The organism is Microbacterium sp. ZKA21, assembly GCF_050434165.1.
In the GTDB taxonomy this organism is placed as follows: domain Bacteria; phylum Actinomycetota; class Actinomycetes; order Actinomycetales; family Microbacteriaceae; genus Microbacterium.
In genome coordinates this window covers 155,466-170,819 of the sequence record NZ_JBNPVV010000002.1, presented here as the reverse complement: position 1 = coordinate 170,819, position 15,354 = coordinate 155,466, and the positions used below count along the sequence as shown (strand labels likewise).

The following is a 15,354-nucleotide window of genomic DNA, read 5'->3' as shown; positions in this document are numbered from 1 at the left end:
GCAAGACGATAGGCAGACAGATTATGTCGCAGAGCGGACAAGACCTCGACGCGCAACCCCGCTGGCGGATCGGCACGAACGCGTTCGCTCTCGCGGACACCGTGGAGTGGGAACCGCACGCGCATACGGACCATCACGAGCTGCTCTGGGGCACCCGCGGCGCACTCACCGCCGAGACCGACCACGGATACTTCGCGATTCCCGGCACGCTCGGACTGTGGATCCCGGCGGGGGTCACCCATCGCGTGATCGCCGCGGCGGGGACGACGTTCCGATGCACCTACGTCGACAGCGATGTGGACGCCGTCGGCACGACGACGACGGCCGTCGCCATGCCCGAAGTGGTCCGCGTGCTGCTCGATCGGCTCGAGGCGGCCCCCTACCTCGCCCGGACGCCGCGGCTGCACGCCGAGGAGCTCGCGCTGAATCTGCTGGAACCAGTCGAGTCCGCCACCGTCGATCTTCCCCTGCCGCTCGATCCGCGCACGCGTCAGGTGGCCGAGGGGCTGCTGTCCGACCCCGCGGACGACCGGTCGATCGAGGACTGGGGTCGCCACGTCGGCGCCAGCGGGCGCAATCTCTCGAGACTGTTCGTCATCGAGACCGGGATGAGTTTCTCGACCTGGCGGACTCGCGCACGCATGCGCAAGGCCATCGAGTGGCTCGCGGCCGACCACACCGTCGCCAGCGTCAGCCGGCGATCCGGGTACGCGACGCCCAGCGCGTTCGTACAGGCGTTCCGGCGCGAACTCGGCCGTACACCGGGGGAGTTCGCCTCGGCGCGGCATGATTCCGGCCGGAAGTCGGCCTGAGCACGACACGGTCTGTCCGCTGTGCGACACCCGACGGATTCATAATAGGTTAGCCAAGCCTTATCTGGGCCTGCACTCCCGAATCCCTCCTGGAAGACGATCCATGCGCTCCACACCCCTGTCCTTCGTCGCGCTTGCGGCGACGGCCCTGCTCCTCACCTCCTGCGCCTCCGCCAGCTCGGATGCCTCCTCCACGGCATCCGAGACGATCGAGTTGACGACCCCGGCCGGATCCGATGTCGAGATCCCCACCGAGCCGACGGCCGCCCTCGGCTTCTACACGACGGACGTGGATCTGCTCATCACTCTCGGCTACGAGCTCGCCGGCTCTCAGCCGATCCGCGACGACTTCACCGCGTTCCCCGACTTCTTCCCGCAGGACGAGCTGGAGGGACTGGACACCTTCGGCAACTACCCCGAGTTCAACCTCGAGGCCGTCCTCGAAGCCGAGCCCGACTTCATCCTCAACGGCCTCGGCTACGAGAAGGACCTCGACGCGCAGCTGCAGAAGATCGCCCCGACCTACACCTACAACGCCTTCGACGGCGGCGACTGGCGCGATGTCGCGGAGCAGATGGCGACCGACCTCGGTCGCGAGGACCAGTGGCAGGCCTGGCTCGACCAGTACGAGGCTCGCGTCTCGGACATCCGCGAGCGCCTGGATGCCGCGGACATCCATCCCGTCGTCGCCGACGTCGGCTACTTCAATGGTCAGGTGACCACGTCCTGCTACGGCGTGCCGTGCCTGGTGTTCGCCGACCTCGGCCTGGAGATGTCGCCGCTCATGAACGCGACCGAGGAGGGACTGCCCGCCAGCGACGAATACGCCGAGCTCAGTCCGGAACAGGTCGGACAGCTCGAAGGGATCGACGTGGTCTTCACGGGTGCCGAGGAGGACGGCACGCTCTGGGTGGAGGACGACGAGGCTCTGTCGCAGAACGAGCTGTGGCAGAACCTGCCCTTCGTGAAGAGCGGCGAGTACTACCCGTACAACTACGAGATGCTCTACGGATCGCCCAGCGGCCAGGACGCGTTCCTGACCATCGTCGAGAAGGCGCTGCTCGGATGAGCGTCAATCTCGTGCACCGCATCGTCGCCCAGCGCGTCGAACGCCTGAGCCCCGGCATGGTCCGCATCGTCTTCGGTGGGGAGGGATTGGACGGCTTCGTCTCGACAGGCGTCGGCGACGAGTACTTCCGGGTCTTCTTCCCGAAGGACGACCAGGCCGAGCCGAACCTCCCGTTCCCCACGGAGGACGGCTATTGGGACTTCCCCGAGGGCGTCGAACCGGCACCGATGCGCACGTACACCGTGCGCGCGTGGGATGCCGCAGCGCAGGAGATCACGATCGACTTCGTCGTGCACGACGGAGGCGTCGCCGCGGCGTGGGCGCTTCGTGCGCGGCCGGGGGACGTCGTCGGCGTGAACACCCCGAAGGGGCTGTACGCCCCCGAGGACGGCATCGAATGGCAGCTGCTGATCGCGGATGCGACCGGTCTTCCGGCCGCGGCACGGCTCGCCGAGACGGCCCCGACCGGCGTCCGCACCCGTGTCGTCGTGGAGGTCGCTTCGGCCGACGACGAGCTGGAGATCACGGTCGCCGACGGCGTCGAGCTGCACTGGGTCCACGGCGGAAATGGACACGGCCCGACCCGCATCGAGGATATCTTGCGCGCATCCGATCTGCCGGACGGGCCGGGGTACGTCTGGGTGGCCGGGGAGACGAAGGCCACCCGCGGCGTGCGCAGGCACCTGCGCCACGAGCTGAAGCTCCCCTCGACCGCCTACAAGGTGATCGGCTACTGGACCGCGAACGCCGAGGAGTGGCGCGAGAAGTACAACAGCCTCGACGAGACCACCCTCGGTCGCCTGACGGCGATGTGGGATGACCAGACGCGCTCCGAGGAGGAGATCGAGGACGAGTACGAAGCCGAGCTGGAGAAGCTCGGCCTGTGATCGTCGCCGCATGACCGCCGTCCTCGTCGAGGAGTCCATACCCCGGGTCTCGGTCGCGCGCCGGGGCCTGGTCGTGGTCGTCCTGGCCGCAGCCCTCGTCCTCGTATGCGTCGCCAGCCTCGCGTTCGGTTCGCAACGGCTGTCGGCGGCCGAGGTGTGGGCCGGCCTCGCCTCCGGCGCCGGCGACCCCGGTGCGATCGTGCGCGGGATGCGGGTCCCTCGCACGATCATCGGCATCGCCGTGGGCGCCGCCCTCGGCATCGCCGGCGCACTCATCCAGGGGTTCACCCGCAATCCGCTGGCCGACCCCGGCATCCTCGGTGTCAACGCCGGGGCGAGCCTCGGTGTGGCCGTGGGCGTCGCCTTCTTCGGGTTGCAGGCCGCGAGCGGATACATCTGGTTCTCGTTCGCAGGTGCGATCCTGGCGACCGTGCTCGTCTACCTCATCGGCACCGCCGGACGCAGCGCCCCGGATCCCATGCGGATGACCCTGTCCGGCGTCGCCCTCGGCGCCGTGATGGGCGGTGTCGTCGCGGCGGTCGGCCTGCTCGATCCGAAGGCGTTCGACTCGATGCGCACGTGGAACGCGGGCTCGCTCACCTCGCTGACCTCCGACGTGTACACGGTGCTGCCGTTTCTCGCCATCGGGATCGTCCTGGCGTTCTGCCTCGCTCCGGCGCTGAACGCGCTCGCACTCGGCGACGACCTGGCGACGGCGCTCGGGTCGCGCGTCGTCCTGACACGCGTTCTGTCGATCGTGGCGGTCACCCTGCTCTGCGGTGCGGCGACCGCCGCCGCAGGGCCCATCGCGTTCGTCGGGCTCATGGTGCCGCACGCGGTGCGATGGTTCGTCGGCCCCCATCAGGGATGGATCCTTCTGGGCACCCTGTTCGCCGCGCCTCTCCTGCTGCTCACCGCGGACGTCGTCGGCCGCCTGGTGATGCCCACCGGTGAGCTGCCGGTCTCGATCGTGACGGCCGTGATCGGGGCGCCCGTCCTGATCGCTCTCGTCCGACGACGCAAGGCGAGCGGGCTGTGACGGCGCCGGTGGACGACGCGGCACGCACCGATGCCGACCTTCGGCCCGTGGCGGCCGGCCGCCGTGTCGTCACGCTGCAGACGACCCGCGTCTCGCGTCGCATCGGCGTGCGGGCATCGGTGGTCGCCATCGCCATCCTCGCGGCGGCCATCGTCGTCGGACTCGTCGCGCTCGGCGTCGGCGAGTCGTCGTTCTCGATCTCGGAAGTGATCTCGACTCTGCTCGGCTTCGGCGACTCCCGAGCCGAGCTCGTGATCCTCGACTGGCGGATGCCGCGGGTGGCCGCCGGGATCCTGTTCGGCATCGCGCTCGGCATCGGCGGAGCGATCTTCCAATCGCTCACCCGCAATCCTCTCGGCAGCCCGGACGTGATCGGCTTCGACGCGGGCGCGTACACCGGTGCGCTGCTCGTGATCACCACGATCGGAGTCAGCACGGCGACCACGGCCCTGGCCGCGATCGCCGGCGGCATGGCGACCGCGCTCGTCGTCTACCTGCTCGCCTTCCAGCGGGGCTTTCACGGATTCCGCCTCATCATCGTCGGCATCGGCATCGCCTCGATGCTGGGTTCGCTGAACTCGTGGATCATCCTCAATGCGGATCTCAACATCGCGCTGCTGGCGAGCGCATGGGGCGCGGGGTCGCTCAACCTCATCACCGCAGAGCAGGTCGGCATCGCCGCCTGCTTCATCGTGCCGCTCGCGGTGGTGGCGGCAGCCCTCGCGGACCGGATGCACATGCTCGAGCTCGGCGACGACGCCTCGGCGGCACTCGGCATCCGCACCGGCCCCGTGCGGATCACCCTCATCGTCGTCGGGGTCGGCCTGACCGCCGTCGTCACGGCGATGGCAGGACCGATCGCGTTCATCGCGCTGGCCGCGCCGCAGATCGCCCGCCGGCTCACCGGATCGGCGAGCGTGACCCTGACGGGATCGGCCGCGGTCGGTGCCCTGCTGCTCGTCTCGAGCGACCTGCTCGCCCAACGGCTGTTCGCACCGACGCAGCTCCCCGTCGGCATCGTCACGGTCTGCCTCGGCGGTATCTACCTGATCTGGCTCCTCATCCACGAAGCGAGAAGACGTTGACCACCACCCTGACCACCCCTGCGCGCCTGTCCGCGCACGATGCGACGATCGGCTACGACGGCCGCGTCGTCTCCGAGCATCTCGACGTCGAGATCCCCACGGGCTCCTTCACCGTGATCGTCGGTCCCAATGCGTGCGGCAAATCCACCCTGCTGCGCGCGCTGGCGCGCCTGATCCGGCCGACCGCCGGCGAGGTCCTGCTCGACGGCGACGCGATCGCGAAGCTGCCGACCAAGCAGATCGCCCGCACGCTCGGCATGCTGCCGCAGACCTCCATCGCCCCCGACGGCATCCGGGTGTCCGATCTGGTCGCCCGTGGACGCCACCCGCATCAGACGATCCTGCGGCAGTGGTCGCGAGAGGACCAGTCCGCCGTGGCGGCTGCCTTGGCCGCGACCGGGACGACCGAGCTCGCGGGCCGGCTCGTGGACGAACTGTCCGGCGGGCAGCGCCAGCGCGTCTGGGTGGCGATGCTGCTCGCTCAGGATGCGCCGACCATGCTGCTGGATGAGCCGACCACGTTCCTCGACATCGCGCACCAGTACGACCTGCTTCGGCTGTTCCACCGCCTGCATGCCGAAGGACGCACGGTGGTCGCGGTGCTGCACGATCTGAATCAGGCCGCGCGCTTCGCCGATCACATCATCATGATGCGCGACGGGCAGGTCGTCGCGTACGGAGCACCCGCCGATGTCGTCACGGCCGAGCGCGTCGAGGAGGTCTTCGGCTTGGCGTGCTCGGTGATCCCCGACCCGCACACCGGCACACCCCTGGTCGTGCCGCGCTGATCCGGCGAGACTCCGGCAACGTCGCGGAAACAACCTCGGCTTACACTCGTATGCGCCACAAGCATCCGATTCTCCCGAGGGCCCACCCATGTCCAGCGAACCCATCACCGTCTCCATCCGCCGCGAAGTCGACCCGGCCCACATCTCCGAGGCGACCGCCTGGGTGCAGACCGGGGTGAACCTCGCGAACAAGCACCCCGGCTTCCTCGGATCCGGCTGGATCCGCGCCGGCGAGAGTTCGCACGTCTGGTACATGCTCTACCGTTTCGCGAACGCGGAGACTCTGGAGGCCTGGGAGAGCTCCGCCGAGCGCGCCGAATGGCACTCGACCGGCCAGAACCTCGTCCTCAGCGAGCGCGCCAAACGACGCACCGGCATCGAGGGCTGGTTCGATGAACCGGCCACCGGAGCCGTCCCGCTCCCCGCCGACGCGCAGCCCGACGCACCGGCGCCCGTGCGCTGGAAGCAGGCTGTCACGATCTGGCTCGGATTCTTCCCCGTGAATCTGCTCTTCACCTACCTCATGACGCCGGTGCCCGGCTTCGGCGACCTGCCGATCTGGTTGCGCGTGCTCGTGACCACCCTCGTCCTGACCCCGGTCATGACGTACTGGGTGCTCCCCTGGGTGACGCGGATGCTGCGGGGCTGGCTGGCGCGCTGAGCCGTCATAGCCCGGCGACGGCCCGCCGGAGTGCATCCTCGACGATCCGGGATGCCTCGGCCGGTGCTCCGGGCCGCCGGACGAGGAACAGCGTGTTGATGGGCGGATCATCGGTCTCCACCAGCATCCGCAGCCTGCCGTCGGCCAGCTCGGAGCGGATGAGATACGTCGGCAGCACTGTGATGCCGGCACCGGCGCTGGCCGCTGCGGCCAGCGCACGCAGATCCGGAACCACCAGCGACGGCTCACGTTCCAGCCGCACACCGAAGACGTGACGCCAGTAGCGGCGCAGGATCGGCACGTCCTGCGCGTAGGCGAGCAGCGGCGAACGCGACAGCGCGACCGGCCCCTGCTCCGCCACGTCGGCCGGATCGATCTGCAGGTGCGGGGACGCCACCAGGACGAACTCCTCGTCGACGAGCCCGGCAGCGGCCAACGCGCGCCCGCGCGGCCGGACGGACGAGACCACGAGATCGAGCCGTCCTGCGCGGGCAGCATCGAGCAGATCATCGGCGAGCCCCGTGGTGACGTGCACCTGCAGGCCCGAAGCGACCGCCGCCGCCAGCGCCGGCATCATGATCGAGGCGGTGAACTCGGCGGCCGCACCGATCCGGATGCTGTGCACCACCGCGCCGTGCCCGGCACCGCCCAGCGCGTCGGCGAGACGATCGAAAGGATCCGACAGGCGCGCCGCCAGCTGGTCGGCGCGGGCGGTCGGCAGCATGCCCCGTGCGGTTCGCGTGAACAGGGCTCCACCCGCCGTGCGCTCGAGCGCCTGCAGATGCGCGGTGACCGTCGATTGGGCGACGCCGAGCGTCCGCGCCGCCGCCGACACCGAACCGGAACGGTGCACGGCCAGGAAGCTGCGCCACAGGACCAGGTCACCCAGTCCATCGGAATTCCGATCGCTCATATCGAGAATGTATCGGAATCAGCCGTGCGTGGCACTCGTTGATCCGGGTATCGCCAGCCCGCGGCATCCCCTCCCGAATGCCGCTCGATCCCAGGAGAACACATGTCCACCATCCTCTTCGTCGTCACCGGCGCCCGCACCTGGACGCTCACGGACGGCACCGAGCACCCGACCGGCTACTGGGCAGAAGAGCTGCTCACGCCGTACCGCCTGCTGACCGAGGCCGGTCATCACGTCGCGTTCGCGACGCCCGACGGTGTCGCTCCCGCCGTCGACGCCGGCAGCCTGCAGGACGGGGATGCCGGGGCCATCGCCGCGCTCACCGGGCTCGACACCCCGCTCGTGCTCGCCGACGTCGACGCCGAGCAGTATGACGCGGTGTACTACCCCGGCGGACACGGCCCCATGCAGGACCTCGCGACCGATGCGGCGTCCGGTGCGCTGATCGCCGCCACCGTCGATGCGGGCCGTCCGCTGGTCGCGGTCTGCCACGGTCTCGCCGCCCTGCTGCCTGCGCGCACCGCCGACGGGACGCCGCTCGTCGCGGGTCGCAGCCTCACCGCCTTCACCGACGAGGAGGAGCGACTGGGCGGTCTCGCCGACCGCGCTCCATTCCTGCTGGAGTCCGCGTTGCGGGCCCAGGGCGCGGACGTGTCCGCCGCCGAGCCGTGGAGCGATCACGTCGTCGTCGACGGCGGACTCATCACCGGGCAGAACCCGCAGTCGTCCGCCTCAGCCGCCCGCGCTCTGCTGGACGCGCTGGCCTGAGTCTCACTCCCAGGTGACCACGGGCGTCTCGGCGGCGAAGTCGACCGTCGGCGAGTTCAGGTACCCGCCGAACAGGACCTCGAAGTCCATGCGCGAGCCGCCCTGGTCTCCCTGGAGCGTCATCTCGACGTCGACCGAGTCGTAGGACGTGACGATCGCTCCGGAGGAGACCTCGGCCGTCAGACTGTCGAGCGTCGCCTGCCCCTCGGCGGTGATGGTCCGGGTCACCGTGCCGTCCACCGGCGTGGCGCCGTCGAGGTCGATGCCGGTGAGGTCCAGACCGCAGGGCGTGGTGAGGGTGTTCATCGCGACGCACTCCTCGACCGATGCGCGCACCAGCGACCGGAACTGGGCGGTGCCCTCCTCCGTGATCGCGGGCCGCAGGTCCCACAGGGCCTCGGCATCCGCGTCGGAGGCGACCACGAAGGTCGTGGTGTCACCCTCGATCGTGAACTGCTCGACGCCGAGCGCGAGTTCGTACGTGCCGGGGAAGACGGCGGCGTTCTCGGGCGCCTCGGCGCCGTTGATCGTGAGACCGAGGCCCTCGAAGCCGTAGAAGCCGGAGACCGAGATCAGCGCATCGGCGATGTGCCATTCCTCGTCGTCGCCGGTGTAGTTGTAGACGAGGAAGTCACGAGAGACCTCCTGGCCACCGATCGTGAAGGTGACGGGCACGCTGGTCTCGAACTCGTCGCTGTCGGACACGTCTTCGACCTCGATGTCGTCGATCGCTCCGAGCTCGAGCGACGCCGCGAGGACCTCGTCGGTGAGAAGGGCGTCATCGCCGTAGGTGTCGACGTACTCGAGCGCCGCCTCGGCGTCTCCCTCGGACAGTGCGGTCAGGTAGTTCTCCACCACGTCGGATGCCGTGACCGCCGGGCCGCGCAGCAACGCGGGGACGATGATCGCCGCGGCGATGATGAGCACGACGGCCGCCGCGCCGCCGATGATGCCGAAGAGCGCGCCCTTGGACAGCGGCTTGCGCGGCGCGGGAGCGGCGCCGGGGTAACCGCCGTAGGGCGGGACTCCGCCGGGTGCGTTCGGATCGTAACCGGGTGCGTTCGGATCGTATGCGGGCGCATTCGGATCGTAACCGGGGGCCGGGTAGGCGGCCGCGGCGTACGCCTGGGCGGGCGCACCGGGATACGGCTGCGCCGGCACCGCTCCGGGGGCCGCGGCGTACGGGTCGCCGGGATTCGGCTGACCAGGGTACGGCTGCGCGGGGTATGGCTGAGCTGGGTACGGCTGATCCGGAACCTCGGCCGACGGCACCGGCTCCGACGGGGCGTCGGGCGCCACCGACTCGGGGGGCGTCGCGCCCGGCTGGGCCGCGTGGGGCTGGGGTGCGTCGGATGCCGCGGATGCCGCAGCGGCGGCATCCTGCGATGGCACGTCAGGGGCGGCATCCGGCTCCTGGACCGGAGCATCCGACCCGACCGGCGCCACCGGCCGGACCGGCGCCACCGGCTCGACCGAACCCGAGGATGTGACGGCCTCGAACCCGTGATCACCTGCACCCGGCTGATCCGGCGCGGAAGGCGGCGTGGGCTGGGAGTTCTCCGGCGTCTCGTTCACGAACTCATCGTAGGACCAAGCGCGAGTCCCCCGCGGGATCCGTCGATCCCCGCCCTGTCACCAGCGATGCCGTTGCGCACGACCGGAGGCCCGAGATCTGCCGGTCCGTCGCACCGGAAGCGTGACGGACCTGAACCGCGCCTCGAGTCAGCGGGCGCTGACCTCCTCCAGCTCGTGGTGCCCCTCGTTGACGAACACATCGACGCCATGCACGTCGCCGAGCAGCGCCTGGCATTCGGCGCTCATGGTGGTGAGATCGATCGCGACGGTGCCCGGATCCTGCACCCAGCCGGCGGGCCGGTCGAATCTCCTTGTTGTTCGGTTTCGAATCGCTCGAATGACCCGTTGTCCGGTCAGGGAAGGGTCATTCGAGCGATTCGAACGGGGGGCTAGCGGCCGGTGTAGGTCTCCCGCAGGAACTGCCCGGCCGGCTTGCCGTAGGGGCAGTAGTCGTCATTCGCCGCGGCTTCCGCCTCGGAGTACAGCGCGGGCGGCCAGTCCCACAGCATGAAGCCGCGCATCCACGGCCGCGCGTCGCACGCCGCGAACATGGCGCGGTAGTAGCGCAGCTGCTCTTCGCCCGACGGCTCGCCAGGCAGGCTCCAGTCGTTGGGCTTGTCCGGCGATCCCGTGCGCGAGGGGCAGCCGGCCTCCATGAAGAAGAACGGCTTGCCGGATGCTTCGACGACCTTCTCGATGCGGTCGAGCTCGGCATCCCACCGGTCGATCGGGTAATAGCCGCTGGAGGTGATCACGTCGACGGCATCCCACCAGGCGACGTGATCCTCCTGGTACTTGTCGCAGTTGTAGGTGACGATGCCGCTGTAGACCTCGCGGACGGCCGCGATGAGCGTGCGCCACTCGGTCTCGCGGGCATCCGCTCGTACCATTTCGCAGCCGATGCAGAGCATCTCGCAGCCTTCGGCCTCGGCGATGCGGGCCGCGTGCAGGATGAACGCGGTGTACGACGTGAACCAGTCGCCCCAGCTCGGCTCACCGGGGACGTCCCAGTCGAAGAACCCGATGTAGGCGCGCCACGTGCCGTCGCTCACGTTGACGACCGGCTTCAGGCACACCTGCAGCCCGTGCGCCTTCGCCCGACGGATCGCGCCGACGATCTCCTCCTCGGTGACGGTCGGCGCCTGATCCCACGGCATCTCGGTCGACTGGGCGGTGGCCTGCTCGACCGCGTACGCGAGCGCGGTCCAGTTGACGCCGTGGTCGACCATCGCTGCCATGGAGTCGGATGCCGCGTCCGCCGCCCAGGTACCGCGAATGCCCGTCCAGCCCCACGTCATGCCGGCCACGTATCCCTTGAGCGGGCCTGCCCCCTTCGACATGCTCGGGGCGCCCTCGGGGGAGCTCACGAGCTCGGTCGCTGAGCCTGTCGAAGCGCCGCCGGTCATCGGGTGACCAGCTCGTTCGCGGTGCGCAGCACGCGCGCCGACCCGAGCGCCGCAGCATCGATCGGCACCGCGTGCCGGACGAGCAGCGTCGCGGTCTCCCCCGGCAGCAGCGTGACGAGGCCATCCTCGGTGAACGCCTCCGGATGCGCCTTGTCCGCCAGCACCGCCAGGTCGCGCACGAGGCTGTTCGCCGTCACCCGCACTTCGGTGCCGCCGTCGACCGCGACCGTCTCGACCGAGAGGTCGGCCGCCGGCAGCTGCGAATCCCGCGGCTCGGTGAAGTACCAGAACCCGCGGGCCCCGCCGATGCTCGCCACGATCAGCTCGCCCGCGGCATCCTGAGCCGTCGCCACGTCGGGAGCGATCGTGACGGTCGCGGCCCCCCGAGCGGATGCCGTGACCGGCACCGTCTGCTCGGCGAGAACCGTGCCGTCGAACCGCACGCGGCGCACGAGGAGGTCGCCGCTCCAGTCCGCAGCGGTGTCGTTCCCGAGCACGACGCCGAGGTCCGCCTCCGTCCCTGAGCTTGTCGAAGGGCGCGGCTGGATCGTCACGACCCGCGGCGCGAACGCGTTCTTCAGCGCGTGCCACAGCGGCTTCAGCCGCTCATCACCGTCGACGGCGGCCCACGAGGTCACCGGCCAGCAGTCGTTGAGCTGCCACACGACGGCGCCCGAGTTGTGCGGCGCGAGCGAACGGAAGTGCTCGAGCGCGAAACGCACGGCGTGCGCCTGGTTCAGCTGCATCGCCCAGTGCCACGTGTCGGTGTCGGCCGGCACGCGGAAGTGCGGCAGCAGACCGCGGGTGAGCTTGACGTTGCCCTCCATCGCCTTCTGGTGCACGATCATGCCGGGCGACTCTGGCGTCAGCGGCTCATCCGAGATCGCACGGGTCATGGTCGACCACGCCGGTGGTCCCTGCCAGCCGAACTCCGCGACGAAACGCGGCTCGTGGTCGCGGTAGGTGAGGTAGTCCTGCCGGTTCCACTGCTCCCACAGGTGCATGGTGCCGTGCGGCTCGGCGTTCGGATGCTGCCCGCCAGGACTGAACGGGCTGCCGGGACTGTACGGCACGTGCGCGGCGAGTTCGGCGACGAGCTGCGGGAACAGGTCGTAGTAGTAGTACGCGCCCCACGTCTTCCCGTCGAGTTCCTGCTTCCAGCCCCAGTCCTCGTAGCCCCAGATGTTCTCGTTGTTGCCGGTGAGCAGCACGAGCGAGGGGTGCGCCGAGAGCCGGACGATCTGGTCGCGCGCCTCGGCCTCGACCTCGCTGCGGATCGGCTCCTCTTCGGGATAGGCCGCGCAGGCGAAAAGGAAGTCCTGCCAGGTCAGCAGACCCAGCTCGTCGCACAGCTCGTAGAAGTCCTCGGACTCGTACATCCCGCCGCCCCAGACCCGAACGAGGTTCAGGTTCGCGGCCGCGGCCTGGCGAAGGCGGCGCTCGTAACGCGCCCGGTCGACGCGCGGGAACAACGCGTCGTCGGGGATCCAGTTGACACCCTTGACGTAGATCTCCTGGTCGTTCACGACCAGGGTGAACGGGGTGCCCTCGGCATCCGTCTCGGTGTTCCAGCGCACGGACCGGAAGCCGATCCGACGCTCGGTCTCGTCGCGCGCGCCATCAGCATCCGACAGGGTGAAGGATGCCGTGTACAGCGTCTGCTCGCCGTAGCCGATCGGCCACCACAGGTCGGCATCCGGCGCGTCGAGGGCGACGTCGGCGCTGTCGCCCGCGACCTCCACCGACTCCGTACGGCCGTTGACCGAGACGCCGAGCGTCAGGGGTGCGGTGTCGGCGGCATCCGCTCGCTCGATCAGCACACGGGCGGTGAGACGCCCGCCCTGCTCGGCGCGGTCGGCGGCGACGCGCACCTCGGCGATCCGGGCGACGGACCACGACTCGAGGCGCACGGGACGCCAGATCCCGCTCGTCGCGGTCGCGATGCCCCAGTCCCAGCCGAAGCTGCAGGCCGACTTGCGGATCGCCTCGAACGGCGTCGGGTACGCGCGCGGCCGGGGGGCGAGCTCCTGACTCACCGCGTTCGCGTGCCGCACGGGCGAGCGGAACGCGACCTCGAGCCGATTGGTGCCCGCCACGAGCGCCTCGCGCACGTCGATGCGGTAGGTGCGGTGCTGGTTGGCCGCGTCGAGCACGACATGACCGTTCAGTCGCACCCGAGCCACCGTGTCGAGGCCGTCGAACACGAGATCGTGCCGCGTGCGCTCGTCCGGCGACCACTCGAAGGTCGTCTCGTACGTCCAGTCCACCAGCCCGATCCAGGCGAGCAGCGACTCGTTGTCGTCGAGGTACGGATCCGGGATGAGCCCCGCAGCCAGCAGGTCGATGTGCACGACGCCGGGGACCGCGGCGGGGATGATCCGCCCGTCGATGGCCTCGGGCGCCGGTCCGTGCGAGGCGCGGACGGTCCAGTCGGAATGCAGCGGGGTGCGAACGAGTGTCACTTGACGGCTCCTGAGGTGAGGCCCTTGTAGATCCAGCGCTGAAGCAGGAGGAAGGCGATGAGGGTGGGGATGATGACGAGCACGGTGCCAGCGGCGATGACCTCCCACTGCGCACCGAACGGCCCCTTGAACCGGAACAGCGACGTGGAGATCATGCCCTCGGACGGGAGGTAGAGGAACGGTGTGTAGAACTCGTTGTACACCGCGATGCCTTTGATGATGACGACCGTCGCGATCGCGGGCTTCAGCAGCGGCAGCACGATCCGCCAGTAGATCGTCCAGCGGTTGGCGCCGTCGATCATGGCCGCCTCGTCGAGCGACACGGGGATCGACTGCATGAACTGGATGAACAGGTAGATCGCGATGATGTCAGTGCCCATGAACAGCAGGATCAGCGCGGCCTTCGTGTCGTACAGGCCGAGCCCGTTGATGAGCTGGAAGGTGGCGACCTGACTCGTGACGCTGGGGATGAGGGTCGCCACGAGGAACAGGGCGAACACCAGCTTCTTGCCGCGGAACTCGAACCGATCCAGCGCATACGCGGCCATGGTGCCGAGCAGGATGGTGCCGACCAGCGACACCACCAGCACGATCGTGGTGTTGACGAAGCCCTCGAGCATCTTGCCGCTCGTGAACGCGGTGACGAAGTTCTCGAAGTTCAGCCAGTTCGCCGGCGGGTCGAAGGGGCCCGTCTGCGCGTACTCGGGGGCGGTCTTCATGCTCGCGAACAGCAGCACCGAGAGCGGCAGAAGCGTGACGATCGCCGCGATCACGAGGCTCGTGTACTTCGCCGTGGTGGCGCTGCCGCCCTTCAGGCGATCGAGGAACGAGCGTCCACGGATCGTCCGCGGCGGGGTGGTGCGCACCGGCATGGTGCGATCGGTCGTGGTGGTCATGTCAGGTCGACCTTCTCGTCGGGGAACACCTTGCGCTGGACCCACGTGACGACCAGCACGATCGCCAGCAGCACCACCGCCATGGCGGATGCGAGTCCGACGTTGCGGAATGTGAAGGCGGTCTGCAGGGTCTGGATCACGAAGGTGGCGGAGCCGTTCGCCCCGCCGGTCATGATGAACGGGATCTCGAAGACGGCCAGGCTGCCCGAGATCGCGAGGATGAACGACAGTCCGATCACGCGTCGGATGCCGGGGAAGATGATGGCCCAGAACTGCTGCCACCGGCTCGCTCCGTCCAGGTCGGCCGCCTCGTAGAGCTCGTGCGGGATGGACTGGATGGCGCCGAGGAAGAGCACGAAGTTCATGCCCGTGTAGCGCCAGACCGACGTCGCCGACAGCGACCAGTTGACGATGTCCGGGTCACCGAGCCACTGCGGCGGATCGACCATCCCGAACCAGCCGAGCACCGTGTCGAGCGTGCCGCCGGGCTGGAACAGGTAGAGGAAGACGAACCCGATCGCGACGCCGTTGATCAGATAGGGGAAGAACAGGATGCCGCGGAAGAGGTTCGAGAACCTGGTCGAGAAGCTCAGAATCGTGGCGAAGTACAGCGCGATCGCCATCTGCGCGAACGACGCCGCGAAGTAGTAGAGGCTGACGCCGAACACCGAGAAGATGCGCGGATCCGTGAACACCTCGATGTAATTGTCCAGCCCGATGAAGTTCTTCTCGAGGTCGATGCCGTCCCAGTCGGTGACGCTGAAGTAGAAGAGGTTCAGCGCCGGCCAGTAGGTGAACAGCAGGAGGAGGCCGACCGCCCCGGCGAGGAAGAACCAGGGGGTGAGCTTCTGGAGCGGGCTCTTGCCCGCCGCCCCGCTGCGGGTCGGGTCGGTCCGACGGCGCGTGCCGCCGAACCGACCCGCCCGTGCGGGTGTCGTGAGGGCGGCAGTGCTGTCCGCGGGTGCCGCGCCCGGTGTTGCGATGGCCATGTCT

The 15,354-nt window shown here is 69.2% G+C and carries 15 protein-coding genes; 8 read left to right on the top strand and 7 right to left on the bottom strand.

The annotated features are described in order from the left end of the window. Positions 1-23: 23 nt before the first annotated feature. The 7 genes from M2317_RS05105 to M2317_RS05075 all read left to right on the top strand — a co-directional run bounded on the left by M2317_RS05105 (position 24) and on the right by M2317_RS05075 (position 6,341). Positions 24-812 carry a helix-turn-helix domain-containing protein gene (locus tag M2317_RS05105; protein WP_429457938.1) on the top strand — a complete coding sequence of 263 codons (789 nt, stop codon included), beginning with the start codon at positions 24-26 and terminating at the stop codon, positions 810-812. A 103-nt stretch (positions 813-915) separates the two neighbouring features. Continuing rightward, positions 916-1,881, top strand: a complete 966-nt coding sequence (locus M2317_RS05100; RefSeq protein ID WP_429457936.1) for an ABC transporter substrate-binding protein — start codon at positions 916-918, stop codon at positions 1,879-1,881. Beyond that, the gene (locus M2317_RS05095) at positions 1,878-2,768 is read left to right on the top strand and encodes a siderophore-interacting protein (RefSeq protein ID WP_429457934.1); all 891 of its coding nucleotides are present in this window, start codon (positions 1,878-1,880) and stop codon (positions 2,766-2,768) included. Before M2317_RS05100 ends, M2317_RS05095 begins: the two co-directional genes overlap by 4 nt. Positions 2,769-2,778: 10 nt before the next feature. After that, positions 2,779-3,807, top strand: coding sequence for an iron chelate uptake ABC transporter family permease subunit (locus M2317_RS05090; protein ID WP_429457933.1), 1,029 nt, complete (start codon positions 2,779-2,781; stop codon positions 3,805-3,807). Further along, positions 3,804-4,892 carry a FecCD family ABC transporter permease gene (locus tag M2317_RS05085; protein ID WP_429457930.1) on the top strand — a complete coding sequence of 363 codons (1,089 nt, stop codon included), beginning with the start codon at positions 3,804-3,806 and terminating at the stop codon, positions 4,890-4,892. Before M2317_RS05090 ends, M2317_RS05085 begins: the two co-directional genes overlap by 4 nt. Beyond that, positions 4,889-5,680, top strand: a complete 792-nt coding sequence (locus tag M2317_RS05080) for an ABC transporter ATP-binding protein (protein WP_429457928.1) — start codon at positions 4,889-4,891, stop codon at positions 5,678-5,680. The genes M2317_RS05085 and M2317_RS05080 overlap by 4 nt, the downstream gene beginning before the upstream one ends. Positions 5,681-5,768: 88 nt before the next feature. After that, positions 5,769-6,341: an antibiotic biosynthesis monooxygenase gene (locus M2317_RS05075; RefSeq protein WP_429457927.1), complete on the top strand. Its 573-nt coding sequence runs from the start codon at positions 5,769-5,771 to the stop codon at positions 6,339-6,341. A 4-nt stretch (positions 6,342-6,345) separates the two neighbouring features. Here M2317_RS05075 and M2317_RS05070 read toward each other — a convergent pair whose 3' ends face one another. Then, the gene (locus M2317_RS05070; RefSeq protein WP_429457924.1) at positions 6,346-7,254 is read right to left on the bottom strand and encodes a LysR family transcriptional regulator; all 909 of its coding nucleotides are present in this window, start codon (positions 7,252-7,254) and stop codon (positions 6,346-6,348) included. 102 nt (positions 7,255-7,356) lie between these two features. Between M2317_RS05070 and M2317_RS05065 the strand changes: the two genes are divergently transcribed. Next, a complete protein-coding gene (locus M2317_RS05065) occupies positions 7,357-8,022 on the top strand; it encodes a type 1 glutamine amidotransferase domain-containing protein (RefSeq protein ID WP_429457923.1) in 666 nt (221 codons plus the stop codon). A 3-nt stretch (positions 8,023-8,025) separates the two neighbouring features. Here M2317_RS05065 and M2317_RS05060 read toward each other — a convergent pair whose 3' ends face one another. The 6 genes from M2317_RS05060 to M2317_RS05035 all read right to left on the bottom strand — a co-directional run bounded on the left by M2317_RS05060 (position 8,026) and on the right by M2317_RS05035 (position 15,350). Beyond that, complete coding sequence (locus tag M2317_RS05060) at positions 8,026-9,597, bottom strand: hypothetical protein (protein WP_429457922.1); 1,572 nt, start codon at positions 9,595-9,597, stop codon at positions 8,026-8,028. A 147-nt stretch (positions 9,598-9,744) separates the two neighbouring features. Next, positions 9,745-9,882 carry a hypothetical protein gene (locus M2317_RS05055; protein ID WP_429457920.1) on the bottom strand — a complete coding sequence of 46 codons (138 nt, stop codon included), beginning with the start codon at positions 9,880-9,882 and terminating at the stop codon, positions 9,745-9,747. A gap of 104 nt (positions 9,883-9,986) precedes the next feature. Beyond that, positions 9,987-11,003: a glycoside hydrolase family 113 gene (locus M2317_RS05050; protein ID WP_429457919.1), complete on the bottom strand. Its 1,017-nt coding sequence runs from the start codon at positions 11,001-11,003 to the stop codon at positions 9,987-9,989. After that, on the bottom strand, positions 11,000-13,465 hold the full coding sequence (locus tag M2317_RS05045; RefSeq protein WP_429457917.1) for a glycoside hydrolase family 2 protein: 2,466 nt from the start codon (positions 13,463-13,465) through the stop codon (positions 11,000-11,002). Before M2317_RS05045 ends, M2317_RS05050 begins: the two co-directional genes overlap by 4 nt. Beyond that, on the bottom strand, positions 13,462-14,361 hold the full coding sequence (locus tag M2317_RS05040) for a carbohydrate ABC transporter permease (RefSeq protein ID WP_429457915.1): 900 nt from the start codon (positions 14,359-14,361) through the stop codon (positions 13,462-13,464). Before M2317_RS05040 ends, M2317_RS05045 begins: the two co-directional genes overlap by 4 nt. Further along, on the bottom strand, positions 14,358-15,350 hold the full coding sequence (locus tag M2317_RS05035; RefSeq protein ID WP_429457913.1) for a carbohydrate ABC transporter permease: 993 nt from the start codon (positions 15,348-15,350) through the stop codon (positions 14,358-14,360). The genes M2317_RS05040 and M2317_RS05035 overlap by 4 nt, the downstream gene beginning before the upstream one ends. Positions 15,351-15,354: the final 4 nt, after the last annotated feature.

Excerpts from the sequence above, each read along its gene's own strand:
- M2317_RS05105 (WP_429457938.1), top strand. The coding sequence starts at position 24 with ATGTCGCAGAGCGGACAAGACCTCGACGCGCAACCCCGCTGGCGGATC.
- M2317_RS05100 (WP_429457936.1), top strand. The coding sequence starts at position 916 with ATGCGCTCCACACCCCTGTCCTTCGTCGCGCTTGCGGCGACGGCCCTG.
- M2317_RS05095 (WP_429457934.1), top strand. The coding sequence starts at position 1,878 with ATGAGCGTCAATCTCGTGCACCGCATCGTCGCCCAGCGCGTCGAACGC.
- M2317_RS05090 (WP_429457933.1), top strand. The coding sequence starts at position 2,779 with ATGACCGCCGTCCTCGTCGAGGAGTCCATACCCCGGGTCTCGGTCGCG.
- M2317_RS05075 (WP_429457927.1), top strand. The coding sequence starts at position 5,769 with ATGTCCAGCGAACCCATCACCGTCTCCATCCGCCGCGAAGTCGACCCG.
- M2317_RS05070 (WP_429457924.1), bottom strand. The coding sequence starts at position 7,254 with ATGAGCGATCGGAATTCCGATGGACTGGGTGACCTGGTCCTGTGGCGC.
- M2317_RS05065 (WP_429457923.1), top strand. The coding sequence starts at position 7,357 with ATGTCCACCATCCTCTTCGTCGTCACCGGCGCCCGCACCTGGACGCTC.
- M2317_RS05050 (WP_429457919.1), bottom strand. The coding sequence starts at position 11,003 with ATGACCGGCGGCGCTTCGACAGGCTCAGCGACCGAGCTCGTGAGCTCC.
- M2317_RS05040 (WP_429457915.1), bottom strand. The coding sequence starts at position 14,361 with ATGACCACCACGACCGATCGCACCATGCCGGTGCGCACCACCCCGCCG.
- M2317_RS05035 (WP_429457913.1), bottom strand. The coding sequence starts at position 15,350 with ATGGCCATCGCAACACCGGGCGCGGCACCCGCGGACAGCACTGCCGCC.